Annotated in this window: 22 protein-coding genes; 10 read left to right on the top strand and 12 right to left on the bottom strand. The window is 60.2% G+C overall.

Features of this window, described 5'->3' with window-relative positions; all coding sequences use genetic code 11:
- Positions 1–167 precede the first annotated feature (167 nt).
- The 8 genes from HNR55_RS12955 to murA all read left to right on the top strand — a co-directional run bounded on the left by HNR55_RS12955 (position 168) and on the right by murA (position 8,957).
- Complete coding sequence (locus tag HNR55_RS12955) at positions 168–821, top strand: ABC transporter substrate-binding protein (RefSeq protein WP_166116040.1); 654 nt, start codon at positions 168–170, stop codon at positions 819–821.
- Between the two features lie 68 nt (positions 822–889).
- Positions 890–2,065 (top strand): bacteriohopanetetrol glucosamine biosynthesis glycosyltransferase HpnI, encoded by a 1,176-nt coding sequence (gene hpnI / locus HNR55_RS12950; protein WP_166116039.1) that lies wholly within the window; start codon positions 890–892, stop codon positions 2,063–2,065.
- Positions 2,066–2,211: 146 nt separating this feature from the next.
- Positions 2,212–3,639, top strand: coding sequence for a hopanoid biosynthesis associated radical SAM protein HpnJ (gene hpnJ, locus HNR55_RS12945; protein ID WP_184382724.1), 1,428 nt, complete (start codon positions 2,212–2,214; stop codon positions 3,637–3,639).
- A gap of 122 nt (positions 3,640–3,761) precedes the next feature.
- Entirely contained in the window at positions 3,762–4,616 is an 855-nt protein-coding gene (gene hpnK, locus HNR55_RS12940; protein WP_166116037.1) for a hopanoid biosynthesis-associated protein HpnK, read from the top strand.
- Between the two features lie 385 nt (positions 4,617–5,001).
- Positions 5,002–6,759, top strand: coding sequence for a carbohydrate porin (locus HNR55_RS12935; protein WP_166116036.1), 1,758 nt, complete (start codon positions 5,002–5,004; stop codon positions 6,757–6,759).
- Positions 6,760–6,919: 160 nt separating this feature from the next.
- The gene (locus tag HNR55_RS12930) at positions 6,920–7,144 is read left to right on the top strand and encodes a hypothetical protein (protein ID WP_166116034.1); all 225 of its coding nucleotides are present in this window, start codon (positions 6,920–6,922) and stop codon (positions 7,142–7,144) included.
- A complete protein-coding gene (dcd, locus tag HNR55_RS12925) occupies positions 7,135–7,689 on the top strand; it encodes a dCTP deaminase (protein WP_166116032.1) in 555 nt (184 codons plus the stop codon). The genes HNR55_RS12930 and dcd overlap by 10 nt, the downstream gene beginning before the upstream one ends.
- A 5-nt stretch (positions 7,690–7,694) precedes the next feature.
- Entirely contained in the window at positions 7,695–8,957 is a 1,263-nt protein-coding gene (murA, locus tag HNR55_RS12920) for a UDP-N-acetylglucosamine 1-carboxyvinyltransferase (RefSeq protein WP_166116031.1), read from the top strand.
- Positions 8,958–9,062: 105 nt separating this feature from the next.
- On the opposite strand, the gene HNR55_RS12915 is transcribed toward murA, so the two are convergent.
- The 9 genes from HNR55_RS12915 to budA form a co-directional block, all read right to left on the bottom strand.
- Positions 9,063–9,656, bottom strand: coding sequence for a LutC/YkgG family protein (locus tag HNR55_RS12915; protein WP_086645809.1), 594 nt, complete (start codon positions 9,654–9,656; stop codon positions 9,063–9,065).
- Positions 9,653–11,059 (bottom strand): lactate utilization protein B, encoded by a 1,407-nt coding sequence (locus tag HNR55_RS12910; protein WP_166116029.1) that lies wholly within the window; start codon positions 11,057–11,059, stop codon positions 9,653–9,655. Before HNR55_RS12910 ends, HNR55_RS12915 begins: the two co-directional genes overlap by 4 nt.
- Complete coding sequence (locus HNR55_RS12905) at positions 11,056–11,799, bottom strand: (Fe-S)-binding protein (RefSeq protein WP_166116054.1); 744 nt, start codon at positions 11,797–11,799, stop codon at positions 11,056–11,058. The genes HNR55_RS12910 and HNR55_RS12905 overlap by 4 nt, the downstream gene beginning before the upstream one ends.
- 29 nt (positions 11,800–11,828) lie before the next feature.
- Entirely contained in the window at positions 11,829–13,526 is a 1,698-nt protein-coding gene (locus HNR55_RS12900) for a thiamine pyrophosphate-binding protein (protein WP_166116027.1), read from the bottom strand.
- Positions 13,527–13,626: 100 nt separating this feature from the next.
- A complete protein-coding gene (glcF, locus tag HNR55_RS12895; RefSeq protein WP_166116025.1) occupies positions 13,627–14,961 on the bottom strand; it encodes a glycolate oxidase subunit GlcF in 1,335 nt (444 codons plus the stop codon).
- Between the two features lie 11 nt (positions 14,962–14,972).
- Positions 14,973–16,181, bottom strand: coding sequence for an FAD-binding protein (locus HNR55_RS12890; protein WP_166116023.1), 1,209 nt, complete (start codon positions 16,179–16,181; stop codon positions 14,973–14,975).
- Positions 16,182–16,202: 21 nt separating this feature from the next.
- Complete coding sequence (locus HNR55_RS12885) at positions 16,203–17,696, bottom strand: FAD-linked oxidase C-terminal domain-containing protein (protein WP_166116021.1); 1,494 nt, start codon at positions 17,694–17,696, stop codon at positions 16,203–16,205.
- Between the two features lie 181 nt (positions 17,697–17,877).
- Positions 17,878–19,566: an acetolactate synthase AlsS gene (alsS, locus tag HNR55_RS12880; RefSeq protein ID WP_166116020.1), complete on the bottom strand. Its 1,689-nt coding sequence runs from the start codon at positions 19,564–19,566 to the stop codon at positions 17,878–17,880.
- A 99-nt stretch (positions 19,567–19,665) separates the two neighbouring features.
- Positions 19,666–20,448, bottom strand: a complete 783-nt coding sequence (budA, locus tag HNR55_RS12875; protein WP_086645801.1) for an acetolactate decarboxylase — start codon at positions 20,446–20,448, stop codon at positions 19,666–19,668.
- A gap of 119 nt (positions 20,449–20,567) precedes the next feature.
- On the opposite strand from budA, the gene HNR55_RS12870 reads away from it, so the two are divergent.
- On the top strand, positions 20,568–21,518 hold the full coding sequence (locus tag HNR55_RS12870; protein ID WP_166116018.1) for a LysR family transcriptional regulator: 951 nt from the start codon (positions 20,568–20,570) through the stop codon (positions 21,516–21,518).
- A 15-nt stretch (positions 21,519–21,533) separates the two neighbouring features.
- Here the strand turns inward: HNR55_RS12870 and HNR55_RS12865 are convergent, their stop codons facing one another.
- A complete protein-coding gene (locus HNR55_RS12865; RefSeq protein ID WP_166116016.1) occupies positions 21,534–21,995 on the bottom strand; it encodes an Lrp/AsnC family transcriptional regulator in 462 nt (153 codons plus the stop codon).
- 374 nt (positions 21,996–22,369) lie between these two features.
- Between HNR55_RS12865 and HNR55_RS12860 the strand changes: the two genes are divergently transcribed.
- Positions 22,370–23,845 carry an amino acid permease gene (locus HNR55_RS12860; protein ID WP_242005590.1) on the top strand — a complete coding sequence of 492 codons (1,476 nt, stop codon included), beginning with the start codon at positions 22,370–22,372 and terminating at the stop codon, positions 23,843–23,845.
- A gap of 104 nt (positions 23,846–23,949) precedes the next feature.
- Here HNR55_RS12860 and HNR55_RS12855 read toward each other — a convergent pair whose 3' ends face one another.
- Entirely contained in the window at positions 23,950–24,546 is a 597-nt protein-coding gene (locus tag HNR55_RS12855) for an RcnB family protein (RefSeq protein WP_166116014.1), read from the bottom strand.
- Between the two features lie 83 nt (positions 24,547–24,629).
- The gene (locus tag HNR55_RS12850) at positions 24,630–25,088 is read right to left on the bottom strand and encodes a 23S rRNA (pseudouridine(1915)-N(3))-methyltransferase RlmH (protein WP_166116013.1); all 459 of its coding nucleotides are present in this window, start codon (positions 25,086–25,088) and stop codon (positions 24,630–24,632) included.
- Positions 25,089–25,112: the final 24 nt, after the last annotated feature.

The following is a 25,112-nucleotide window of genomic DNA, read 5'->3' as shown; positions in this document are numbered from 1 at the left end:
CGCTTTATCGACCACAACACGCAGGACGCGCAGTATGACGAGGCCGGGCTCTCCGCCCCTCACATCGTCGCAACCGCTCTTAACGCACTGGGTGTGAGCGCTACGGGCATCGGAGACATGCTCGAAGCAACCTTGTCAAACCGTGCAACCGGGACAAAATCGTAAGCATGAAACGTATTTCCTTCCGCGCAGGGCTCGTGCTTGGCATGAGCATGGCGCTTCTTCCCGTAGTTGGGGCTGGCGTATCCGCCCCGGCTGCGTTTGCCCAGTCCGCTCCGTCCGATGCCGTTATTGCTCCCGTGCAAACGCTGTACACGGCGCTTGACCAGATCGTGCAGTCCCACGGCAGCTTTGCCGAACGCAGCCAGATCGTAGCCACAGCCGTGGACAAGTCCTATAATCTGGAAGCGGTGCTCAAAGCCTCCATCGGCCTGCGTTACAACGGGCTGAATCCTGACGAAAAGCAGAAACTGCTGGCCGCGTTCAGAGCGTACACCGTCTCGCGCTACGTAAGTAACTTCAAGCCGGGTGCGGACATCAAGTTCACCATCCAGCCCACCGTGACCGACACGGCCGTTGGCGGTAACAAGCTGGTGGTCACCGACCTTGGCGCGAGCGATGGCTCAACCCCGACCGAGATCAGCTACATCATGAACAATGCGAGCGGGTCATGGAGAATTGTGGACGTGCTGCTCAGCGATGCCCGCATCAGCCAGGCTGCGGCCCAGCGTTCGGACTTCAGCTCCACGCTGACCTCGGGTGGCGTTTCCGGCCTTATCAGCGTTCTTGAGCGCAAGGCTCAGGCCTACGCCCAGAACTAAGGGAACAGGCGCGTGCGGCAACACAAACAGACACACTCACCCCTTACGGGGCGCATGATGGTCGGGGCATGGTAGCAGTTTTTCCTGTTCTGGCCGCTGCCAGCGCGCTTCTTTCTGTTACTGGCTGTATCCAGTCCTCGCTGGGGGCTGGACTGCTGGCGCGTTTCCGCCGCAATGAACGGCTGCCTGTTGTGCTGGGGAACCCCCCGCCGGTGACCGTACTGAAACCCCTGTACGGCTCCGAACCCCTGCTGGAAGAAGCGCTGGAAAGCTTTTGCACGCAGGATTACCCCCATATGCAGATCCTGTTTGGCGTGCGCGATGCGGATGACCCCGCCATTGCCGTTGTACGCCGCCTGCAGGAGCGCCACCCATCGCTGGACATGGAACTTGTGGTGGACCCCGCCCTGCATGGGCTGAACCGCAAGATCAGCAACCTGATGAATATTCTGCCCAGAGCGCGGCACGATATTCTGGTGATTTCCGATTCCGACATCCATGTGCGGCCCGATTACCTGCAACACATTGTATCGGCCCTGCACCAGCCCAATACCGGTCTGGTCACCACCCTGTACGCGGGCCTGCCAGCAAGAGGCTCCCTTGTGCAGATGCTGGCGGCCTGCCAGATCAACCACAATTTTCTGCCCGGTGTCATGCTCTCGCGCTATCTGGGGCGGCAGGACTGTTTGGGGGCCACCATGGCGCTGCGCCGCCAGACGCTGGATGAAATCGGCGGGCTGGAAGCCCTTTTGCCCCATGTGGCCGATGACGCCCTGCTCGGCAGGCTGGTACGGCAGGCTGGCATGAACATCGCCATTGCCGAATGCATGACATGGACTACCATTGCCGAATCCAGCTTTGGCGAACTGCTGCGGCACGAACTGCGCTGGGGCCGCACGGTGTGTACACTGGCGCCAGCAGGGTATGCGGCCTCCTCCATCCAGCTCCCCCTGTTCTGGGCAACACTGGTTGTGCTTTTTCAGCCACATGCGGCATGGAGTTTGCCATTCTTCTGGGGCATATGGGCCATGCGCGGGGTTACGTCGCTGCTGATTGACCGCGCCGTGGGTGCCCGCGCGCTGTGGCCTTTTTTACTGCTCCCCCTGCGGGACTGGCTGTCTGCCGCCATTATGGTAGGGAGCGCCAGTGGCACGGAAGTCCACTGGCGGGGCCAGACCATGCACATCGCTCCCCACCCGGACACGGCCTCCGCGCCTGTGCGGACTCTCTCCCCCGGCCCTTAGTGAACACATGCAAAGACTTGCTTTCTGCCTATACGCCAGAGTATTTGCCTAAACCAAATGCAGATACGGAAGTCCCTGAGCCAGCATTTATGCCGGAGCTTACTGTTGGACCCCACCGTTCTACGCCCCTGTCAGGATAGAAACCGATGACGATGAGAACCCTTTTTCTCCAGCCGCCAACTTTTGATGGTTTTGATGGCGGCGCAGGCTCGCGCTATCAGGCCCGCCGTGAAATTAAATCTTTCTGGTATCCGACATGGCTGGCCCAGCCTGCTGCTCTGGTTCCCGGCAGCCGCCTGATTGACGCCCCCCCTGCCAACATGGGCATGGAGCCCATTCTGGAAGACGTGAAAAACCGCGATCTGGTGGTGCTGCACACCTCCACCCCGTCCTTTGCCAAGGACGTGCAGGTGGCCCAGATGCTCAAGGACGTTAACCCGAACCTGAAGATTGGCATGGTTGGCGCCAAGGTGGCCGTTCAGCCGGAAGAAAGCCTGCTCAAGGGTGCGCCCATCGACTTTGTCGCCCGCAATGAATTTGATTACACGATCAAGGACATTGCCGATGGCATGGACTTCAAGGACGTGGACGGCATTACGTGGCGCAACAAGGATGGCGAAATTATCGCCAACCGCGACCGCGCCATGATCGAAGACATGGACGCCCTGCCCTTCGTGACCGAAGTGTACAAGCGTGACCTGCGGATTGAAGATTACTTCATCGGCTACCTCATGCACCCGTACATTTCCATCTACACGGGCCGTGGCTGCAAATCGCGCTGCACCTTCTGCCTGTGGCCGCAGACCGTGGGGGGCCATCGCTACCGCACCCGCAGCCCTCAACATGTGGCGGCCGAAATCCGTCTGGCCATGCAGTATTTCCCGCAGGTGAAGGAGTTCTTCTTTGATGATGACACCTTTACCGACGACCTGCCCCGCGCCGAAGCCATTGCCCGCGAACTGGGCAAGCTGGGTGTAACCTGGTCGTGCAACGCCAAGGCCAACGTGCCCTACGACACGCTCAAGGTCCTGCGTGACAACGGCCTGCGCCTGCTTCTGGTCGGCTACGAAAGCGGCAACCAGCAGATCCTGCACAACATCAAAAAAGGCATGCGTGTTGAAGTGGCGCGTGAGTTCACCAAGAACTGCCACGAACTGGGGATCAAGATCCACGGCACCTTCATTCTGGGCCTGCCGGGCGAAACGAAGGAAACCATTCAGGAAACCATTCGCTTCGCACAGGAAATCAACCCGCACACGTTGCAGGTTTCCCTCGCGGCACCTTACCCCGGCACGGCCCTGTTCAAGGAAGCCACGGAAAACGGCTGGCTGGACGAAAGCAACGCCGAACTGCTGGACGAAAACGGCGTGCAGATTGCACCGCTGCACTACCCGCACCTGTCGCACACCGAAATCTTCAACAGCGTGGAAGAATTCTACAGGAAGTTCTACTTCCGCGCTCCCAAGATTGCCTCCATCGTAGGTGAAATGGTGCGTTCACCCCAGATGATGAAGCGCCGCCTGCGCGAAGGTGTGGAATTCTTCCAGTTCCTTAAAGGCCGCAAGGCTGCCTGATCTGGCATAACTGATGGCGCTGGGTGGGGGATGGCGCATAAGTCCCCCACCCAGAACAGCCATGACAGCCCCCGCCCGCCAGTGCTAGACACAGGCAAAGGTTACAAAGGGCTGCCAGAACCATGAAACGCGCCATTATTTCCGCCGATGATTTCGGCATGTCGGTTGAAGTGAACGAGGCCATCGAACAGGCCCACATCAACGGCGTTCTCTCCACTGCCAGTCTCATGGTTTCCGGCCCTGCCGCACAGGATGCGGTCGAACGGGCCAGACGTCTGCCCTCCCTTCATGTTGGCCTGCATCTGGTGGTTATTGAAGGACCATCGGTTCTGCCCCACAGCCGCCTGCCGCTGATTACGCGCGAGAATGGCTGGTTCTCCTCCTCCCAGTTCGGGCTTGGCGTGGACTACTTCTTCCGCCCCGAAGGACGGCGGGAACTGGAGGCGGAAATTACCGCCCAGTTTGAAGCCTTCAGCCGCACGGGCCTGCCACTGGACCACGCCAACGCCCACAAGCACATGCACCTGCACCCTACCGTGGGTAAAATGATGATTGGCATAGGCAAAGGCTATGGGCTGAATGCCATCCGCGTTCCTCTGGAACCCCCCCGCCCCCTGTATGCCGCAGGCACCTATACCGACACGCTGGGCGATGCCGCCCTGCGCCGCTGGACCGCCCTGCTGCGCCATCAGGCCCATGCCGCGGGCATGGCCACGAATGACTGGTGCTTTGGTCTGGCCTGGAGCGGGCACATGACCACCGAGCGCATGGCCGCTCTGGCAGCCCACCTGCCTGATGGTGTGTCCGAGATCTATTTCCACCCCGCTACCCACAAGAACACCATGCTCGAAGAGCTGATGCCCACTTATGAGCATGAGGCAGAGTTTCAAGCACTCTGCTCACCGGGCTTTCGCAAGGGGCTGGAACAGGCAGGGGCGCAGCTTTGCGGCTGGCAGGACATCGCTTACGGCGCATAGCTGCCGTGCGTATGTTGCAAATTTATCGTTATAACAAAAATTTGCACTTCGTTTTTCCTAAAATGCCTATTTTGTTTGGTTTTGGGTAATAATATTTCAAAACCACTCTTGACCGGGCATTTCCCTTCATGCTCCTGATGACAAACCGACAACACAAAAACAATAACGGTCTGTCACATGGTCGCACATTCTACCCGGTGGAATATCCGCCTCCGTTCTTATGCCACCCGGTCCTGCACACTCTGGCGCTACGCCCATGCCCTGCCGGTACATGGGGTTGTACGCACGGCCTGAACAGCGGGCACAGCAGCACGCTCCCTAAAACCAAACCCCTGTACGCATAAGACAACTCCCTCCAGCAAGAGCGAGAGGAAGCGGAATAACAATGCCAAAAATACACCGCCCCCAGCGCCCCGGTACCCCCGAACACGGGCCAAAGCACACCCGCGCAACCGCTGCATGCGCCATTGCACTGGCCTCCGTATGGCATGCGCCCTTTGGCTCAGGCATGGCACAGGCCCAGACCACCCATGCCTCCGCCCTGACGGCCCAGCCAAGCGTGGCCCCCATTTCCGACACCATCATCAACCCCGGCAGCAAGGTCCATGCCCTGCCTGCGCAGTCCCTGCGCCCGCTGGATGCGGAAACCATTGGCCCGGACCTGAGCGCCATCCGCCGTCCGCCCAACACGCCCATTCCGCCGAGCGGGGTGCCCATTCTGCCGTCCCCCGGTCTGGCGCCTCTGAGCGTGATGCCGATCATGCCGTCGGAAACACCCCACTCGCTGCACCAGATCGAACTGGACTCCCTGATGAATGGGGAAGGCCCTTCCGCCCTGCTGCCCGCAAGCTGGGACGCCCAGCGCGATTATGACCTGCCAGACCCGTACTACGTGCCCACCGCAGGCGCGGGGCACCTTATTCCGCAGTTGATGCCCTTCCGCGACCGGCTGAGGGACAAGGGGTTTTCGTTCTCCTTCTCCTACAAGGGAGAAGCCATGGGGCTGGCATCTGGCGGCTTACCCGGCCAGAAAGGCATCAGCTACGTGCATGAGCTGACCTTGCAGACCACGTTTGATCTGGGCCGCATGAACCCAGCACTCAACGGCTGGTCGGTGCATGGGCTGGTCATGGAACGTGCAGGCCGGGCGGCGCAGAACGTGCGCGCTGGCGAATACTATGTGGCCTTGCAGGAAGTGTACACGCTCTCGGGCAATGTGGCGGCGCATCTGGTGGACATGTACGCCGAGAAAAAGATGCTCAACAACAAGCTGGACATCATTTTCGGCCGTATGTCGCTCACCCATGTGTTCGCCACATCTCCGCTGCTGTGCTCCTTCATGGTCACCTGCTCGGCCCCTGTGGCCATCAAGCAGTTGCCGGGCATGAGCGTGTACCCAAAAGCCACATGGGGTGCGCGCGCGCGCTTCCGCCCCACGCGGGATACGGCCATACAGGTTGGCGCTTACTCCGTGAGCACCATGAGCGAGAACCCTTCGGGCTGGGCATGGGGGTCCGAGAACGCAACGGGCCTGTCCCTGCCGGTCGAGTTCACCTGGGCACCGTTCCTGACCCGCAACCGCCTGCCCGGCCACTACGTGCTGGGGTATGAGCACGACACCACCCGGTATGCGGACAAGATTGGCTCGGTCCTGCCCAAGCGCATTGCCGACACCCTGCCCGGCACACGCTCCGCCCCCTCCGACGCCATGTGGCTGGAGGCCGACCAGATGATCTACCGCCTTGGCGGGCGTAACCAGATGGCCGGTGGCTACCTGATGGCAGGTTACGTGCATGCCACCCCGCATGTGGTCAACATATCGGATCAGGCTTATGGCGGCCTGTCGTTTGTGGGGCTGATCCCCACCCGCCTGACTGACCGGTTTGGCGTGCTGTATTCATGGTACAAGGTCAGCCGCCGCCGCCGCGATAGCGAAATTCTGGCCGTGGATGGCGGGTATTCACTGGGATCGACCATTCGTGGAATCCAGAATGATTCCGAACTGATCGAAGCGTATTACGGGATTGACGCCACACATGGCGTGCTGGTCCAGCCTGAGTTCCAGTATCTGATCCACCCGGGTGAAACACACCACATTCCCAATGCGGCCCTGATTGGCCTCAAGGTTATTGCCAACCTGTAAAAACCACCTCCTGCCGGTGCGCCCACCGCACCGGCAGACACGCATAAAACAGCACAAAGGCCACCCGCCCCTGTGGCGGGCTCTAGGCATGACGTGGTACGTCTGCTAGTCAGCAAGGCGAACGTTCAACCCGTACGCGACTGGCCTTGCTGCATCTGGCATGACTGACACGCCCGACAAAACCCAATCTTCCGGACAGACCCTTTCCGCCAGAGCGGAGGCGGCCCGCACCGAGCGGCTTGCCCGTCAGGCAGCGGCACTGCGCGCCAACCTGCGCCGCCGCAAGGATCAGGCCCGGACCAGACAGGACCATAGCACGGCGGAGGAGCCCTCCCCCGCCACTACACAGCCCCCCGGTAATGGAGAGAGCAAGACATGCCCGTGATGCCCGATACATGGATCCGCCAGATGGCGCACGATCACGGCATGATCGAACCGTTTGTGGAAAACCAGAAACGCGAAGGTGTTATTTCCTACGGTCTGTCCTCCTACGGGTATGATGCCCGCGTGGCTGATGATTTCCGTATTTTTACGGATGTGAACAACGCCATTGTAGACCCCAAGAACTTCAGCCCTGAAGGTTTTGTGTCCCGCAAGGCGGATGAATGCATTATTCCGCCCAACAGCTTTGTGCTGGCCCATACCATTGAATACTTCCGTATTCCGCGGGATGTGCTGGTGGTCTGCCTTGGCAAGTCCACCTATGCGCGGTGCGGCATTATTGTAAACGTGACCCCGCTTGAACCGGAATGGGAAGGGCAGGTCACGATCGAGATCAGCAACACTACCCCCCTGCCCGCGCGCATTTACGCCAATGAGGGGATCTGCCAGTTCCTGTTCTTCAAGGGCGATTCCCCGTGCGAGACCAGTTACGCGGACCGCGCGGGCAAATATATGGGCCAGCGTGGCGTTGCCACGCCCCGGATGTAAAGACCATGGATCATTTTGTTATCCACGGCGGCCGCCCCCTGCATGGGGAAATTACCATTGGCGGGGCCAAGAACGCGGGCCTCAAGCTGTTAGTGGCGGGGCTGCTGACCTCTGAACGGCTGGTGCTGTCCAACGTCCCCCATATTGCCGATATTGCCACCATGCGCGCCCTGCTGGAGCAGCACGGGCTGGAAGTGCGCGATGTTGCGGGCGATGGCTCCACCCTGTCGGTCGGGGGGGATATTACCAATACCGAAGCCCCGTATGACATTGTTTCCAAAATGCGGGCCTCCATTCTGGTGCTTGGCCCCCTGCTGGCCCGCTGCCGGGAGGCACGCGTGTCCCTCCCCGGTGGGTGCGCCATTGGCACCCGCCCGGTGGACCTCCACCTTAAAGGGCTGGAAACACTGGGCGCGGAAATTACGCTGGAAAACGGCTATATTAACGCCCGCGCTCCCAAGGGGCTTGTAGGCGACCGGATTATTCTGCCCTTTGCCTCGGTCGGTGCGACCGAAAACCTGATGATGGCGGCAACGCTTGCCCAGGGCAAAACCGAAATCATCAACGCCGCGCGTGAGCCGGAAATGGTCGATCTGGCCAACTGCCTGAACGCCATGGGGGCCCGCATTACGGGGGCGGGCAGTTCCGCCATTCTGATTGATGGCGTGGAAGCCCTGCACGGGGCCAAACACCGCATTATGCCCGACCGGATAGAATGCGGCACCTATGCCTGTGCCGCCGCCATTACGGGTGGGGATCTGCGGCTGGTTGGCGGGCAGATGGACCATCTGGGCGCTGTTGTGCGCGCGCTGGAAGAATGCGGGACCGAAGTCACGCAGGATGGGGACACCATGCGCGTGCGCCGCACCGGAGCGCTGCGCGGGATCGACATCATGACCGAGCCTTACCCCGGATTCCCGACCGATATGCAGGCCCAGTTCATGGCGCTGCTCTCGGTTGCCGAGGGGGCCTCCATGATTACCGAGACCATTTTTGAAAACCGGTTCATGCATGTGCCCGAGCTCAACCGCATGGGTGCGCGCATTAACGTCCACGGCTCTTCCGCCATTATCCGTGGGGTGCATAGCCTGTCTGGCGCACCGGTTATGGCGACCGACCTGCGGGCCTCCTTCTCGCTCATTCTCGCAGGGCTCGCCGCCCATGGAGAGACCATTCTGAGCCGCGTGTACCACCTTGACCGGGGGTATGAGGCGGTGGAGCGCAAACTGGCCAAATGTGGCGCACTGATCGAGCGCGTGCGGGACTAAACGCCCGTTACCCCTCGACCCGAGCGCAAAAAAGCCGGAGCAGCATAAACTGCTCCGGCTTTTTTCATGCGTTTTCCACTTTCAGGCAGAATGGGGGGACAAGACTCAGTCTTCCCACCACACGCTCAGAGTACGCACGCCCTGCGCACCGCGGATCAGCACACCCTGAATATCCGCCGTGGCGGATGGCCCGCTCATGAGCACACCATAATTGGCGGTGTGGAATTCCGGGCGGTCCATATAGGCCGTATGCATATTGGCGGTCAGGTTTTTGGCCGACAGGATCACCACAATATGCTGGGTCAGGTGGGCGGCGGAGTTCAGGTCCTGCAACTGGGCTTCGCTCAGGTAGATCGAACCCATTTCCGCAATACCGAAGGGGGAGCGCACAACCAGCACATCCACCGAGGCCGCCTGCTGGGGTGTGCCCAGCTCTTCTATGCGGATCGTACCTTCAAAATCCGGCACGGCGGAGCAGATAACCTTGGAATCGGGGAAGCGGCGGGCAATGGCGGTGGCCAGTGTGTCCCCCTCCTGCCGTTCCAGCACCTGCCCGCCCAGAATCTGGAGGCTGTTTTCAAACCGGGCCTGCCCGTTATCCATATCCCCCAGACGTGCAACGGGGGGGAGCGGGTGGGCCTTGGGGTCTGGCCTGTTATCGCGCAGGCGGGTCAGAATGGCATCGCGCGAGGTGCTCATGCGCTTTCCCCTTCCTTCTTTTTGTTTTTCAGACGGTTCTGCTTGTACCAGCTATGGAAGGTCTGCTTGACCGGGTGCGGCAGTTCGCGGTGCTTGCCCCACGGGTTAAGCCAGTTATACAGCACAAAGCGCGGCATGGTGCTGAGCGCGACCTCGGTCCCGTTAATGGCGGCACGGTACAGGGTGGGCTGGCCCATAAGCTTGCCCGCCATGTGCATGACCTCACGCTTTACAAACGGCAGTTCGTGGTGTTCGGCCAGAACACGCCGCCATTTGTAGAGCTGTTCGTGAATGTTGATCTTGACCGGGCACACATTGGTGCAGCTCCCGTTCATGGTCGAGGCAAAAGGCAGCGTGCTGTATTTGCGCTCGTTAAAGGTGGGGTCAATAATCGCGCCAATGGGACCGGAATACACCGCACCATAGGACAGACCACCCGAACGGCGATAAACCGGGCAGGTATTCATACATGCGCCACAGCGGATACATTTGAGCGAGGTCCAGAAGTCCTCCATGCCCAAACGGTGCGACCGCCCGTTATCCACCAGCACCACATGCATCTCGCTCCCTTTTTGCGGACCACGGAAATGCGTTGTGTACTGCGTAATGGGCGAACCAAGGGCCGAGCGTGAAAGCAGGCGGATAAATACCCCCATATCCGCCATACGCGGCACCAGCCGTTCGATCCCGATCGTGGCAATGTGCAGGCCGGGTACAGTCGCGCTCAGGTCGGCATTGCCTTCGTTGGTGCAGACAACAAAGGAGCCTGTTTCGGCCACCACAAAGTTGCCGCCGGTCATACCCGCATCGGCGGACAGAATAACCGGGCGGGCAGCCAGCCGCTGCTGCCATGCAAGGGACTGCGCGCTGTTGTCGTTGGGGTCCGTGTGATAGTGCTCGGCAAAAATCTTGGCGACATCGGGGATCAGCTTATGCACGGCTGGCACCACAATGTGGCTGGGCATCTGGTTATCCAGCTGCTGGATGCGCTCCCCAAGGTCGGTTTCTGTCACCACAACGCCACGTGGCTCCAGATACTCGCGCATGCAGCATTCTTCGGTCACCATGGATTTGCTCTTGATGAGCGATTTGGCGCCGTGCTTTTCCAGAATTTCGCCAACGATGCGGTTATGTTCCGCGCCATCGGCTGCCCAGTGCACATGAATACCGTTCTTTTTGGCGTTGGCCTCAAACTGTTCGAGGTATTCTGGCAGGTTGGCCAGCGTGTGCTCCTTGATGGCGGATGCACGTGCGCGCAGTTCCTGCCATTCGGGCAGAATGTGCATCTGCCCGTCACGCTTTTGCCGCAGGTCCCACAGCCGTTCGTCATGGAAATCCATGTGGGCGGTATCTTCGATAAACGCTTCAGCCGCCTTGGCGTGGTTGACAGGTTTGACTTTCATTCCCGCGCTCCATTCAGAATTTCAGCAATATGAATGAAGCGGATGGGAACACCGGCCCGCTCCGCACACCCTTGCTGGTGCATCATGCAGGACGTATCGGCCGAGACAATATACTCAGCCCCTGCCTGATGGTGGTCCCGCACCTTGTCCGTGCCCATTTTGGCCGAAACAGCCTCCTCCGTAACCGAGAAGGTGCCACCAAAACCGCAGCATTCATCAGGCCGTTTGGGTGTGGCAAAGGAAATACCCTTGACCTTGCCCAGCAGGTCCATGGGTTTGGAAAAGAACGGCTCGCCCAGTTCGGACATGCTGGCCGTGCGCAGGGCGCGCAGAGTGCCGCAACTGTTGTGCAGCCCCACCTTGTGCGGGAACTCCGCCCAGGGGAAGTCCTGCACCTTGAGCACATCGTGCAAAAACTCGACCAGTTCAAACGTGTTTTCACGCACATGGCGTACGTCATCGGTCTGCTCGATGGCGTCAAAATTATCGCGCACATGGTGTGTGCAACTGCCAGACGGCATGACAATGGCATCATACCTGGCAAAGTTTTTAACAAACAGGGCCTCTGCCGCAGCCGCATCCTTGTTGCAGCCCGAATTGGCCATGGGCTGGCCACAGCAGGTCTGGTTCATTGGGTATTCCACGTCCTGCCCCAGCTTTTCCAGCAGTTCCAGTGTGGCAATCCCCGCGTTTGGATAAAACGCATCTATATAACAGGGAATAAACAACCCGATTTTCATACGCACCCCCGGTAAAGAAGCGAGCCTCATCAGCTCGCTGCAATCACAATTTCCACTAACGATGGGCCATCAGTCGCCAAGGCGGCCTCCAGTGCGGGGGCAATATCTGCCGCCCGTGTCACTTTGGTGGAGGGCACCCCCATGGAACGGGCGAGCGCCTGATAGTCTATGCTCGGGTTAACAATATCCATGGCCGGATATGTGCCCTCCCGCGCGGAAATATAATCTTTCTGCTGCCGCATGAAGTTCTTGAGCACGTTGTACTCCTGATTATTCATGACCACAAAAGTAACGGGCAGCTTTTCATGTGCCGCAGTCCACAATGCCTGTGGCGAATACAGGGCCGCCCCATCCCCCACAAGGGAGACCACACGCTCGCGCCCAAGGCCGAGCGAGGCCCCAACCGCTGCGGGCATGCCCCAGCCCAGCGCACCGCCACGCAGGAACGAATACTGCGCGGACCACGCACTTTCCAGAAACAGACGCACATCGGAGGATGTGGCTATGGCCTCATCCACAATGGCAATATCCGGCCCCACGGCGCGCACCACTTCCCACGCGGCAACGCTGGGGTGGATGACCGCATCGCTACGGTGGGCCTGCATGGCCAGTCTGGCCTGCGCCTTATGCTGCATGCGCTGGGCGGCCACACGCTCGCCCGCCGCGTGGTAGGCCGCGGCTCTGCCCTGTGTGAGCACCTGCAACTCGGGCAGCAGGGCCTGAAGCGATGCCCGCACATCCCCCACGACCGAGAGCGGGGTCCAGAACGTGCGCCCAAGGTCCCGTACATCGGACGACATCTGATACACCGCACAGCTTGGCGGCAGGGCCGGGCCTTCGGTGTAGAGAATGGTAATGAGCGATTTGCCACCAAGGGCAAAAATGGCGTCATACGCGCCCAGTGTCTGCGCAATGGCGGTTGCCTGTGTAGGCAGGTTGCCGCACCACAACGGGTGTGCTGTGGCAAAGGGAATGCGCGACGGCCAGGAAGACCCATAAACCGGCGCACCCAGACATTGGGCCACGGCGGCGACCTCGGCTGCCGCATCGGAGCCGTACACCTCGTCCCCCGCAATAATGGCCAGCCGCCCCGGCGCTATGCCCGCTAACGCACGGGCCAGCTCGGGCAGGCCACCGGCCACAGCCTGCCGGTTGATCTGCGACGGCGCACCAATATCCACCGCACTCAGCTCCTCCATGACATCCATGGGGAGCGAGAGAAACACAGGCCCGGCGGGGGCTGCCGTGGAATCATGGAAGGCGCGGCGCAGCAGCACGGGCAACTGGTCCGCGTGAGCGACTTCCTGCGCCCATTTAACGGCGGGGCGGGCAATCTGCACCAGATCCCCGAACAGCAGCGGGTCGGAAATGGTATGGCGCGAATCCTGCTGCCCCGCAGTCACCACCAGCGGCGTTTGCGAGACACTGGCGTTCAGCAGGTTCCCCAGCCCATGCCCCAGCCCGCCCGCCGTATGCAGATTTAAAAAACCCGGCTTGCGGGCAGCCTGCGCATAGCCATCGGCCATGGCCACAACGCTGGCCTCCTGCAGACCCAGTACGTAATGCACGTCGGGTATTTCCAGCAGCGCGTCTATCAGCGGGAGTTCGGTGGTGCCGGGGTTGCCAAAAATGTAATCAACCCCCTCGCTCCGCAACACCTCCAGCAATACGGCAGCCCCACGGCGCAGTTGCCCTCCGGCTGTATCCACCCCTGTTATGCCTGACATGCCTTATGCTCCCCTGCGCTGTTGCGCGCCTTGCACCTGTATCCGCCGCATTCACCGACACAGGACCACGCCCGCAGCCTGCGGCGTGGCCCTGTGCTGGCTATTCCGCAGCCAGTTTCTGCCCTTTAAGGGCAGCAGGTTCCGGCCCGCCAGTGGCCCAGTCCAGCAGTTCCACCGTATGCACGAAGGGCAGCCCGACCTCCCCTGCAAGCTGGGTCATGCAGCCAATGTTGCCGCTGGCGGCAATCTGGGCATGTACGGAGCGGATGTTGCGCAGCTTGCGCTCCTTCAGCTCATTGGCGATCTCTGGCTGGAGCAGGTTGTAGGTACCTGCCGACCCGCAGCACAGGTAACCTTCGGGCACATCCAGCACGGTAAACCCTGCCTCACGCAGCAGGTCCTTGGGCTGGTTCACAATCCGCTGGCCGTGCTGCATGGAACACGCGGAATGGTACACCACCCGCAGCCCCGTGGGGGTGGCGGGTTTTTCCAGCCCGATCTCGACCATGAACTCGGTAATGTCCCGCGCCATGGCGGACACGCGCGCGGCCTTGTCCGCCCATTGCGGGTCCAGCCTGAGTGCGTGGCCATAGGCCTTGATGGATGTGCCACAGCCGGATGTGTTAATGACAATGGCATCCAGCCCGTCCGGGCCATCGGCCTCGCGCAGCCAGGCGTCAATATTGGCCTTGACCAGTGGCAGGGCCTGCGCCTCGTCCCCCATATGTTCGGCAGGGGCACCACAGCAGCCTGAACCTGCGGCGACCACCACCTCTACCCCGTGGCGCTGGAGCAGGCGGATTGTGGCCTCGTTAATGGCGGTGTCCAGCACGGTCTGCACGCAGCCGTTAAGCAGCGCCACACGCTTGCGCGGTTTGACCGCCTTGCCCGCCTGCGGTGCGGGCAAAAACGTTTGCGGCCGGTCCACCGGGCTGGGAGCAGGCAACGGCTTGGTTGGCACCATATCCAGCATGGCACGCAGGGTGCCCGAGAACAGACCCCGGAAGGGTCTGCCCAGACGCCCGCCAAAAATGGCAAGGCGGAACAGGCGGGCATTGGGAATAAGCCGGACCAGCAGTTCGCGCACGGCGCGCTGGAAGAGCGGGCGTTTGTAATGCTCCTCCACATATTCGCGGCCATGGGCGATCAGTTTGGAATATTCCACGCCTGACGGACAAATGGCCTCACACGCAAGGCAGGTCAGGCAGCGGTCCAGATGTTCGACCGTTCTGACATCGGGCACGCCACCTTTTTCGTACATGTCCTTCATCAGGAAAATACGGCCACGCGGGCTGTCGTTTTCCTCATGCCTGACGGCGTATGTAGGGCAGCGCGAGAGGCACACGCCACAATGGACGCAGTTGCCAATAATGTCCTTGGCCAACTGCACGTTCGGGTCCGCATCCAGCGCGGCCTGGGGGATATGGCTGAGCATTGGGGCGTCTCCTATGCCTGAACGGTCATGCGGCCGGGGTTGAGAATACCTGCCGGGTCAAAAGCTGTGCGGGTGCGCGCGGCCAGCGCCGCAATCCCCGCACTGACGGGCGGGAACGCGCCAAACTGGGCACGCACCGCATCGGGCGCACGCAGCAGGGTTGCGCGTGCACCTGCTTTTTCCGCCATTTTACGGTAACGCAGGGTATCCACCTCGGGCTGCACGCCGCGCATGGTGGAGAACACCACACCGCCTGCCCAGTCCACAAAAAAGCGGTTGATGCAGCCTGCACTGCGCGCCTGCTCCACAAAGGCGGGCATGGTTGTGGCGAGCAGGTTCACACGCCAGACCAGTTCATCCGGTTTGGCGTTCAGGCACTCCAGTTCGCGCACACCGACCCACAGGGCACGGCTCTGCTCCTGCTCCAGCACCTCCATGCCACCACGGGTGGCCAGCATGCCATTGAGCACCTGCTGGTTGCCCGCAACGCCGGGGACCGTGCCTTCCACACGCACCAGCAGCTCGCACACCCCTGCGGCATTGACCCTGCGGGCCAGCCCGCCAAGCCCCAGCGGAAGGGCGCGCATTCTGGCAAACAGGGCGACGTCCTCCTCCAGTGTGGCGGCGGGCAGCACCAGAGTTACCTCCGCCCGTGGGGCGGGCAGCACCTTGAGTGTGACGGTTGTGAGTGCTGCCAGCGTACCGTTGGCCCCTGTCACCAGTTTGCTGATGTCGTAGCCGGTCACGTTCTTCATGGTCCGGCCGCCAGCCTTGAACACATCGCCCTGACCGTTCACGCCTTCCACGCCCAGAACGAAGTCCCTTGCAGCCCCGGTCAGAATCCGGCGCGGGCCAGACAGGGCGGTGGAAACCGCCCCGCCCAGTGTGCTGCGCGCGCCACTGGTACCGTACAGCCCGGCATAGCGTGGGGGTTCAAACGGCAGGTATTGCCCTTTTTGCGCCAGAACCTGCTCGACCTCATCCAGCGTGGCGCCAACACCTGCGCGAATCACCAGATCATCGGGGTCATAAAAATCGATCTGGTCCAGCCCGCCCAGTTCCAGCACGCGGGTGGCGGCAACCGGGTTACCCAGCCCGGCACGGGTGCCATTGCCCCGCACCACCAGAGGCTCGCCCCGGCTGGCCGCGTCCATAAGAATATCCGCAACGTCCTGTGTTGTGGCAGGACGCATGGATGCAGTGGTTTGTGTGTCTGTCATGCTTGCTATGCCCTACCGGAATCAGAAACGCGGAATATCCGCAAAACGCAGGTTGCCGTTGTTCACATGCATCCGCCCGAACTCCGCACAGCGGCACAGGGTGGGGAACATCTTGCCCGGGTTCAGCAGGTCCTTGGGGTCAAACGCACATTTGACCATCTGCTGCTGCTGCAAATCCACTTCGGTGAACTGATGGGTCATCAGGTCACGTTTTTCAACGCCAATACCGTGTTCGCCGCTGAGCACCCCGCCCGCATCCACGCAGGCGATCAGCACATCGGCCCCGAACGCCTCGGCTTTTTCCAGATCACCCGGCTTGGCGGCATCATACATGATGATGGGGTGCAGGTTGCCATCCCCCGCATGGAAGCAGTTGGCGTAATCCAGCCCGTATTTTCTGGACATGTCCGCCATCTTGTTCAGCACCTCCGGCAACTTGTTGCGCGGGATGGTGCCGTCCGTGCAGTAATAATCAGGGCAGAGCTTGCCAATGGCGGAAAACGCCAGCTTGCGGCTGCTCCATATGCGCTGGCGTTCTTCCTCCGTGGTGCTGACCTTGAGCTCAATGGCCCCCTGCTCACGCGCCACATCGCTGACCACACCAACCAGTGCGTCCACCTCAACCGCCGTGCCATCAAGCTCGCACAGCAGGAGTGCGGCCGTGCGGTCATCAAACTTTTCCTTGATCAGGACGGAAACCGCATCCAGCACCTTGCGGTCCATAAACTCCAGACCCGCAGGAATAACGCCCACGCCAATAATGGCGCCCACACATTCGCACGCTTCCTCCACGGACGCGAAGCTCATGGAAATAACACGCGCGACTTCGGGTATGGGCTCCAGCCGCACGGCAATTTCGGTCACCACCGCCAGCAGCCCTTCAGAGCCGGTCAGCACCCCCATAAGGTCCAGATCACCCTCGGCCGCACCAAGGTAGGCACCGCCCAGTTCCAGCATTTCGCCGGTCATCAGCACGGCCTGCATGCCCAGAATATGGTTGGCGGTCACACCGTATTTAAGGCAGTGCACGCCCCCGGCATTTTCCGCCACGTTGCCACCGATGGTGGAAATCAACTGGCTGGACGGATCGGGCATATAGCACAGGCCAAGATGGCTGACGGCCTCGGTAATTTTAATATTGGGCACACCCGGCTGCACGCGGGCTACGCGGTTGTGTTCATCCACCGCCAGCACGTTGCACAGGCGGGACGTAACCAGCAGCACGCCATCTTCCAGCGGCAGGGCGCCACCCGAGAGCGATGTGCCAGAACCACGGGGGACAATCTTGACGCCTTTTTCATTGCAGAAACGCAGAACAGCCTGCACTTCCTGCGCAGACCCCGGCAGCACAACCAGCAGCGGCATGGCCATGTAGGCGGTAATGCCATCGCACTGGTAAGGCCTGCGCTGCGCGTCGTCGGAAATAACCCAGTCTTTTCCTACAATCTGGCGCAGACCCTGCGCCAGTGCATCACGCTGGCTTATAATGGTCTGGTTGGGTTCGGGCATCTGCATTCTTGTTCTCTTTCATACTGCGTTGCCGCGTCATGGAAGAAAAAAGGCAGTCTGCCTGCCTCCTTTGCTCCGTCCGTCAGTGGCGCCGTGCGCGGTGTTATAACAACATTATCGCACCAATGAAATGGACAGAGCGGATGACAGCAATAGAACCTGTTCTGCGTCAAGCGCAGCGCTTTGTTCAGGCCGCTGCCGTGGTTTCCCCCAGCTGTGCCAGAGGCTGCATGAGCAGGTGATTGTGCGAGTAGTCAACCGGCACGGCAATAACCACCGGACCTTCCACATCCATAGCCTCGCGCAGGGCCTGCCGCACGCCATCTTCCGTTGTGGCGGTAATGCCTTTTGCCCCGCAGGCTTCTGCATATTTTGCAAAATCAATCGGGCCAAAATGCACGCCGGAGCCGCGACCGTACTTCTTCTGCTCCTGAATTTCGACCATGTTGTAAGCCTGATCAATCCAGACCATATGGATCAGATTGCACTTCAGGCGCACGGCTGTTTCCAGCTCCATGCTCGACATCATGAATCCACCATCGCCCGAAATTGAAACAACTTTTTGCGATGGATTAACAAGGCTGGCCGCAATCCCCCACGGCAGGCCCACACCCATGGTCTGCTGGCCGTTGCTGATAAGCACCTGACGCGCCCGGAAGGAGAGCAGATAACGCGCCAGCCAGATATGGAATGTTCCCATATCCAGGCACAGGGTCATATCCGGGGTTACAAACTGTTCCAGCTCACGCACGATCTGGAGCGGGTGCACGGCGGAGTTGCTGCTGCTGCGTGCCGTAAGCAGCGCAGTGCTGCGGGCTTTTTTATACCCTTCCAGCACTGCTTCCAGCTCCGGTGCACGGGCAAGGCCACCGGCTTTGCCGCCCAGCCCCGCAAGGGTCAGGGCAATGTCACCGATCAGTTCAATGGCGGGCACAAAGGCGTTGTCGAGTTCAGCCGCCACAATATCAACATTGATGATCTGGCGGGCGTCATTCACGTTCCACAGCCACGGGTCATATTCCACCGGGTTGTAGCCCACGGCCACCACCACATCGGCCTCGTGCAGAAGCTGGTCCCCGTGCTGGTTGCGGAACAGGCCGATACGCCCGCCAAAGCGGTCCACCAGCTCTTCCGATACGGCACCAGCCGCCTGATACGTCCCCACAACCGGCACGCCTGTCTGTTTGACAAAAGCGCGCACGGCGTCTGCCACATCCGGGCGGCTGGCCAGCATGCCCAGAAGCATGACGGGACGCCTGGCTTTTTTAAGCAGCGTTGCGGCCTCAGCCACCACATCCGCCGGAGCGCCCCCCATGCGCGGAGCCAGACGGTCAGCCAGAACCGGAGCATTGGCAGGCATGGACAGCACATCCATGGGCGTGCTGACAAATGCCGCACCCGGCCGCCCGCTTTCTGCAAAGCGGAAGGCATTGGCCATAACTTCCGAAATGGCGGTGGGGGTGGTCAGTTCCACGCTGTATTTGGTTACGGGGCGGAACAGGCTGACCGTATCCATGGTCTGGTGTGTCAGCTTAAGCCGGTCTGCCAGCTTGACCGCACCACCAATGGCCAGAACGGGGTCCCCTTCCGAATTGGCGGTGGCCAGCCCGGTAATAAAGTTGGAAGCACCGGGGCCAGATGTTGCAATGCACACCCCGGCCTTGCCGGTAATGCGCCCAAGGCCCCCGGCAATAAAGGCCGCATTCTGCTCATGCCGGGTCACAACGGTTTCGATCGAGGAATCAACCAGCGCGTCAAACAGCCGGTCCACCTTGGCGCCGGGAATACCGAACACATGGGTAATGCCATGCGCTTCCAGATTTTTGACAATAAGCTCCGCACCGCATTGTGCAGTGGTCTCTGCCATTTTGGTCATTGTTGTAAAAACCCTCAGGTCAGGCGGGGTTGCGGGAGGAAAAGTCGCACAGCAACCCCGTGCAGTTCAAAAAAACAAACAGGTCAGGCCGGTAAGGTGTCAGCCACCTTCGGCAATGCGAATGGCTTCACTCAGGCTTTCGGGGTTCAGGTTGGCCTGCGCAAACTGCTTTGTGCGCGGCAACTGCACCTGAAGGTCGGAAATCGTGGCAACCTCAAGCATACCCTTAACAATTCTGTATTCGGTCACATGCCCACCGCGCTTATGGTCCTCGGACAGAAAGTGCAGGTGGTAGCCAGCAACATTCACGCCCTGCATGTAAACCGGGCTGCGGAACCCGATCATGGTTCCGGTAACCGATTCCAAGGTAAAAGTCGGCTGCTTTTTAACCACTTCGAGCATATGCGGGTACGGCTTGCACTGGCAAAACACCGTGCGCGTATCCACCCGCTCGAACAGGCCGGTAAAGCGCACCGCACCAAACAGGTTGGGGTTGCCAAGCAGATGGTCCACCAGCTCTTCAAAACTTTCCTTGTCCTTGGGCGTGTCGATCATCACGTTTTTTTCGGGTTCGAAATACGTCACGCAGGCAAAGGGAGTTTTGAGCGAGCCGGGCACTTCCGCCGCCAGCCCTTCCGCACGGAACTGGCGCACAACGCCGTCCGTTACAATCATTTCCCCATCAAGGGAGTTAAAGGTGCCAAGGCCGAAGTTGCCGTGCTGGAGCAGTTCATCCAGCGTGGTTTCCCCGTCGTACACCGCGTCCAGCAGGGCAGCCATGGTGGAGGTCTGGTAAAGGCGGTTCACTGGGGGTTTGCCCACAACCCCGTTCCCCAACGCCGCAGACCGCAGATCGATATCCGCTACCGGCTGCTTTACCATGCTCAACACTCCTTCAAACGCTTAACGGCCCATACTCATCTGACGCAGATGTTATAACGGCTTGAAGCAGTCTTCCAATATATCTTGGCGGTGTTATCCATATCGGATATATATGGGTTATGGACATCCGACACCTGCGCTATTTTGTAACCGTGGCCGAACATGGCTCCATTACCCGCGCGGCCGAAGCGCTGGGCATGGAACAGCCCCCCCTGAGCCAGCAGATCCGCCAGCTTGAAAAAAACCTTGGCGTGGTCCTGTTCGAGCGCCTGACACGCGGCGTCAAACTGACCGACATCGGGGCCGTGCTCCTCCCGCGCGCCAGAACCATTCTGGACCTGCAGGCCCAGTTTCTTTCCACCGCGCAAGGTCTGGCTCGGGGGGAAATGGGGCATATCCGTCTGGGTCTCGCGGGGGCTGTCTCGCTTTTGCCGGTTATCCCGTTCACTATCCGCCGGTTCCGGGAAATGGCGCCCGATGTCACCATTTTTCTGGAGGAGAGCAATACGCCCTCGCTATGCACCGCGTTGCACGAACCCAGCGTGGACATTGCCATTGTGCGCCCCCCTGTGCCCGACCCCGTGCGGCTTTCGGTTTTTCATCTGCTGGATGAACCCACGGTTATTGCCCTGCCGCGTGGGCACAAGCTGGCCGATACCCCCGTGATCAGTCTGGACATGGTGGCACAGGACCCGCTGATTATCTTCCCACGGGAACTGGGGCCGGGCTTTCATGACGCCATTCTCTCAGCCTATCAGGTGGCCGGGGTAACACCCGTTATGGGGCAGCAGGCACCGCAGATTGCGGGCACCATTCCGCTGGTGGCCGCAGGGCTTGGGGTTTCGGTTGTGCCACGCTCACTCAGCCAGATTCATGCCGGGGGGGTCACCTTCCATACCATTAGCGAGCCTGCCCCACGCGCCACACTGGCTGTGGCCATACGTGCGGGCCAGAACATGCCGCTGGTCACCCGCTTTGCCGGTGTGCTGCGCACGGCCTGCCGCAAATGGACAAACCGCCAGCCAGATCAGGATTTTTTTGATCTGGAAGATCAGACAGGACCAAAATGACCGTGCCACCGGGGCCTAAAACGCGTATTCCCTTGCGTCGGCCACGGCCCTGAGCACAAAAAACGTGCGGGTCTGGCGCACATGGGGCACCACACTCAGCACCTCGGCATGGAAGCGGTCAAAACCTTCCATATCTCCAACACGGATTTTTAAAAAATAGTCAAAATCTCCCGCCACAAGGTAGCAGTCCAGTACGGCGGGCTGGGCAGCCATGGCGGCCTCGAACATGGGAAAACTGTCTGCCGCACGCTCCAGTACAACCCCGACCAGCACCACCATGCCCAGCCCGACCCTGCTGGCGTTCACCCTGGCCTGCACGGCGGAAATATACCCTTCGTCAAACAGCCGCTGCACCCGGCGGTGGCAGGTGGCGGGGCTGACCTGCACCTTGTCCGCCAGATCGGTATTGTGGATGCGTCCGTTATTTTGCAACAGGCGCAGAATCTGCCGGTCCGTCTTGTCCAGACAATTTTCCATGGCTCCGGCTCTCCAATTACCCAAATATATGAAATTTTGTTATCTGCTTTTTATTAAAAGAGAAATTTTCCGTCATTGCAGTTCTACTTTTTGAATTCAAACTGTCTGACCCCGGCTCTCACCATTTCATAATCACATCTGGGTGCACAAGAGCAAAAATGCCCCCCCATTCTGGCCTGTCCATGAGAAAACAATAAAATTATTTGCCGCACAGGACGGATTTTGTTTAATTTTATATAAGTTGCAAAAGGACTTACACATTACCCCGGTTTATTGCACAAAAGAAACGGATACAGACCCGCCACGTTAACCGGTTTCTGTACCGGAACAATCTATCGACCCCGTTCCCGCCACCAGCACGGAGACAGACCACTTTGAGCACGCATGCACCGCCGCCATCCGATGCCCCGTCAGGCCTGACGACGGAAGGTTACCGGCAGGGTCTGGGTAAACGACAGATCCAGATGATTTCCGTTGGCGGAGCCATCGGCACCGGCCTTTTTCTGGGCGCGGGTAGCCGGTTGCAGGCTGTGGGACCGTCCCTTGCCATTGTTTATCTGGTTTGCGGCGTGTTTTCCTTCCTCATGCTGCGCGCCTTGGGGGAACTGGTCATGTACCGCCCCACCAGTGGCAGCTTTGTCTCCTACGCTCAGGAATTTCTGGGGAGCCCGGCTTCCTATGTTGCAGGTGTGCTCTCGTTCTTCAGCTGGGCCATGACCGGCATTGTCGATATTACCGCCGTTGCACTTTATATGCATTTCTGGGGTGTTTTTGCCGCTGTTCCCCAATGGGTCATGGCGCTGATGGCCCTGATTGTCATTACCTGCATGAACCTGATTGGCGTCAAATGGTTTGGGGAGATGGAGTTCTGGTTCTCCATCATCAAGATTGCCGCCCTGCTGGCCTTTCTGGTGGTGGGCACGGCCATTCTGGGCCTGCGTGTACCCGTGGACGGGCATAGCACCGGCATACAGCTTATTACCGAACATGGCGGGCTGTTCCCGCACGGCATGCTTCCTGCCCTTGTACTTATTCAGGGCGTTGTGTTCGCCTATTACGGTATAGAGATGATCGGCACCGCCGCAGGGGAATGCAAAAACGCGCGCGAAGTGCTGCCCTCGGCCATTAACAACGTGATCTGGCGGATCATGATCTTTTATGTCGGCACGGTTACCTTGCTGGTTCTGCTGCTGCCCTGGTCGGCCTATCAGGCCGGGGTTAGCCCGTTTGTCACCTTCTTTTCCCGCCTTGGGGTACCGGGGGTGGATTCGCTTATGAACATCGTGGTGCTGACCGCTGCCCTGTCCAGCCTGAACTCGGGCCTGTATTCCACCGGGCGGGTCCTGCGCGCACTGGCCGTAAACGGGACTGCTCCGCGCTACCTTGCCCATATGAACAAACAGGCCGTGCCAGCCGCCGCCATTTTAACAACCGTTGCCATTTATCTGGTTGGGGTGGGGTTAAACTACCTGCTGCCTTCCCAGATTTTTGAGATTGTTCTCAACATGGCCTCTATCGGCATTGTCAGCACATGGTGCTTTATCGTGCTCTGCCAGATCAAACTGCGGCAGGCCATTCGGGCAGGCCGGATTGCCCCCACGGGCTTTGCCATGCCCGGCGCACCCGTTACCGCTTGGCTGACCATTGCCTTTTTTATCAGCATTCTGGGGCTGATGCTGTTTGATTACCCAACAGGCACCTATTCCATTATGGCCATTCCAGCCCTTGCCGCCCTGCTGTTTGTAGGCTGGAAGGCTGCAAGCCACACGCCCCTTAACGTTGTGCCCCAGACCATACCTTCGGCTGAATTAACCGATGATGCCGATTTTACCCCACCCCGTACAGTGTAAACAGGCGTATTCCCTTCCCTGCGGCATCTGGCCCGCAGAGGGCACAGAGCACAAAAAAGGGGAGCCGGTCTGGCTCCCCTTTTTTACTGGGCCACACAGACCACCTAGTAGCCCGGTGGCGGTGGATAAGGCACGGGAGCGGGTACTACCGGATAGACCGGGTAAGGTGTTGCCACCGGGTAGGGCGTTACCGGATAGACACTCCCCGCAATGACATTGGAAATAATACCCGTGGCCACAGCCGCCAGCAGAAAGCTGCCGCCGTAGTTAATCCAGCGATAACCCGGTGGCGGCGCATACAGGCCACGATAACCGCGCCAGTTATCCACAAAAATACCGCCGCCATCATACCGGTCACCCCGCCGCCACATACGGCCATGCGGGCCGCGATAAGGGCCACCGCCCCAGCCCGGACCACCCGGCCGACCTCCCGGACCACCATGACCACCACCTGGCCTCCAGCCCGGATCTCCGGGTCTACCATGGCCGCCACCTGGTCCCCAGCCCGGGCCACCGGGACCACCATGGCCACCACCTGCCCCCCAGCCGGGACCACCGGGACTGCCCGGACCACCCGGACCACCGGGACCGCCGGGACCGCCGGGGCCGCCGGGGCCGCGCTGGGCATAAGCCGCAAGCGGTGCTGCGGCAACAAGCAGCCCCATAAGAAGCGCCATTGAACGTTTTGTTTTGAAGATCATGCTGAATCTCCTGCCTTCCACCCCATTAAGCCTACCATGATATGGCGGAAGTTTGTCGATTTCATAGCTGCCTGTCGTCGGGGTTAATCCGGCCTGCCCGCCCGGTGGTACGGGTGGCCCGCAGCAATGGCCTGCGCGCGGTAAACCTGCTCGACCAGCATAATCCGCACCAGCATATGCGGCCACGTGAGCGTACCAAAAGACAGGGTGGCATCTGCGCGTTGCAGAACGGAACTATCCAGCCCTTCCGCCCCGCCAATCACAAAGCAGGGCGTGCGCCCCGCGTCCTGCCATGCGGCAAGGCTGGTGGCAAAGGCAACACTGCTATACGTGCGCCCGCCTTCATCCAGCGCCACAACATGGCTGTGTACGGGACAGGCGGCCAGAATGGCCTGTGCCTCACGCCGTTTGATCTCATCGGGGCTGCCGCGGCCGTCCGGCAGTTCCACAATATCCAGCGCCGGACGCAGGCGCTTGAGATACCGCTCTACCAGCGCACGCTCGGACCTGTCCTTCATGCGCCCTACCGCCACGAGCCTCATACCCGGCACCTGTGGCGGCAGAAT

Source organism: Acetobacter lovaniensis (assembly GCF_014207635.1).
Lineage (GTDB): Bacteria > Pseudomonadota > Alphaproteobacteria > Acetobacterales > Acetobacteraceae > Acetobacter > Acetobacter lovaniensis.
The sequence above is the reverse complement of the archived record's forward strand: the minus strand, read 5'-3'. Positions and strand labels throughout refer to the sequence as shown.

Excerpts from the sequence above, each read along its gene's own strand:
- hpnI (WP_166116039.1), top strand. The coding sequence starts at position 890 with ATGGTAGCAGTTTTTCCTGTTCTGGCCGCTGCCAGCGCGCTTCTTTCT.
- hpnJ (WP_184382724.1), top strand. The coding sequence starts at position 2,212 with ATGACGATGAGAACCCTTTTTCTCCAGCCGCCAACTTTTGATGGTTTT.
- HNR55_RS12865 (WP_166116016.1), bottom strand. The coding sequence starts at position 21,995 with ATGGAAAATTGTCTGGACAAGACGGACCGGCAGATTCTGCGCCTGTTG.
- HNR55_RS12850 (WP_166116013.1), bottom strand. The coding sequence starts at position 25,088 with ATGAGGCTCGTGGCGGTAGGGCGCATGAAGGACAGGTCCGAGCGTGCG.
- HNR55_RS12905 (WP_166116054.1), bottom strand. The coding sequence starts at position 11,799 with ATGAAAATCGGGTTGTTTATTCCCTGTTATATAGATGCGTTTTATCCA.
- HNR55_RS12870 (WP_166116018.1), top strand. The coding sequence starts at position 20,568 with ATGGACATCCGACACCTGCGCTATTTTGTAACCGTGGCCGAACATGGC.
- HNR55_RS12900 (WP_166116027.1), bottom strand. The coding sequence starts at position 13,526 with ATGTCAGGCATAACAGGGGTGGATACAGCCGGAGGGCAACTGCGCCGT.
- glcF (WP_166116025.1), bottom strand. The coding sequence starts at position 14,961 with ATGCTCAGCCATATCCCCCAGGCCGCGCTGGATGCGGACCCGAACGTG.
- HNR55_RS12885 (WP_166116021.1), bottom strand. The coding sequence starts at position 17,696 with ATGCAGATGCCCGAACCCAACCAGACCATTATAAGCCAGCGTGATGCA.
- hpnK (WP_166116037.1), top strand. The coding sequence starts at position 3,762 with ATGAAACGCGCCATTATTTCCGCCGATGATTTCGGCATGTCGGTTGAA.
- HNR55_RS12955 (WP_166116040.1), top strand. The coding sequence starts at position 168 with ATGAAACGTATTTCCTTCCGCGCAGGGCTCGTGCTTGGCATGAGCATG.
- HNR55_RS12855 (WP_166116014.1), bottom strand. The coding sequence starts at position 24,546 with ATGATCTTCAAAACAAAACGTTCAATGGCGCTTCTTATGGGGCTGCTT.
- budA (WP_086645801.1), bottom strand. The coding sequence starts at position 20,448 with ATGGTAAAGCAGCCGGTAGCGGATATCGATCTGCGGTCTGCGGCGTTG.
- HNR55_RS12930 (WP_166116034.1), top strand. The coding sequence starts at position 6,920 with ATGACTGACACGCCCGACAAAACCCAATCTTCCGGACAGACCCTTTCC.
- dcd (WP_166116032.1), top strand. The coding sequence starts at position 7,135 with ATGCCCGTGATGCCCGATACATGGATCCGCCAGATGGCGCACGATCAC.
- HNR55_RS12915 (WP_086645809.1), bottom strand. The coding sequence starts at position 9,656 with ATGAGCACCTCGCGCGATGCCATTCTGACCCGCCTGCGCGATAACAGG.
- HNR55_RS12890 (WP_166116023.1), bottom strand. The coding sequence starts at position 16,181 with ATGACAGACACACAAACCACTGCATCCATGCGTCCTGCCACAACACAG.
- murA (WP_166116031.1), top strand. The coding sequence starts at position 7,695 with ATGGATCATTTTGTTATCCACGGCGGCCGCCCCCTGCATGGGGAAATT.
- HNR55_RS12935 (WP_166116036.1), top strand. The coding sequence starts at position 5,002 with ATGCCAAAAATACACCGCCCCCAGCGCCCCGGTACCCCCGAACACGGG.
- HNR55_RS12910 (WP_166116029.1), bottom strand. The coding sequence starts at position 11,059 with ATGAAAGTCAAACCTGTCAACCACGCCAAGGCGGCTGAAGCGTTTATC.
- alsS (WP_166116020.1), bottom strand. The coding sequence starts at position 19,566 with ATGACCAAAATGGCAGAGACCACTGCACAATGCGGTGCGGAGCTTATT.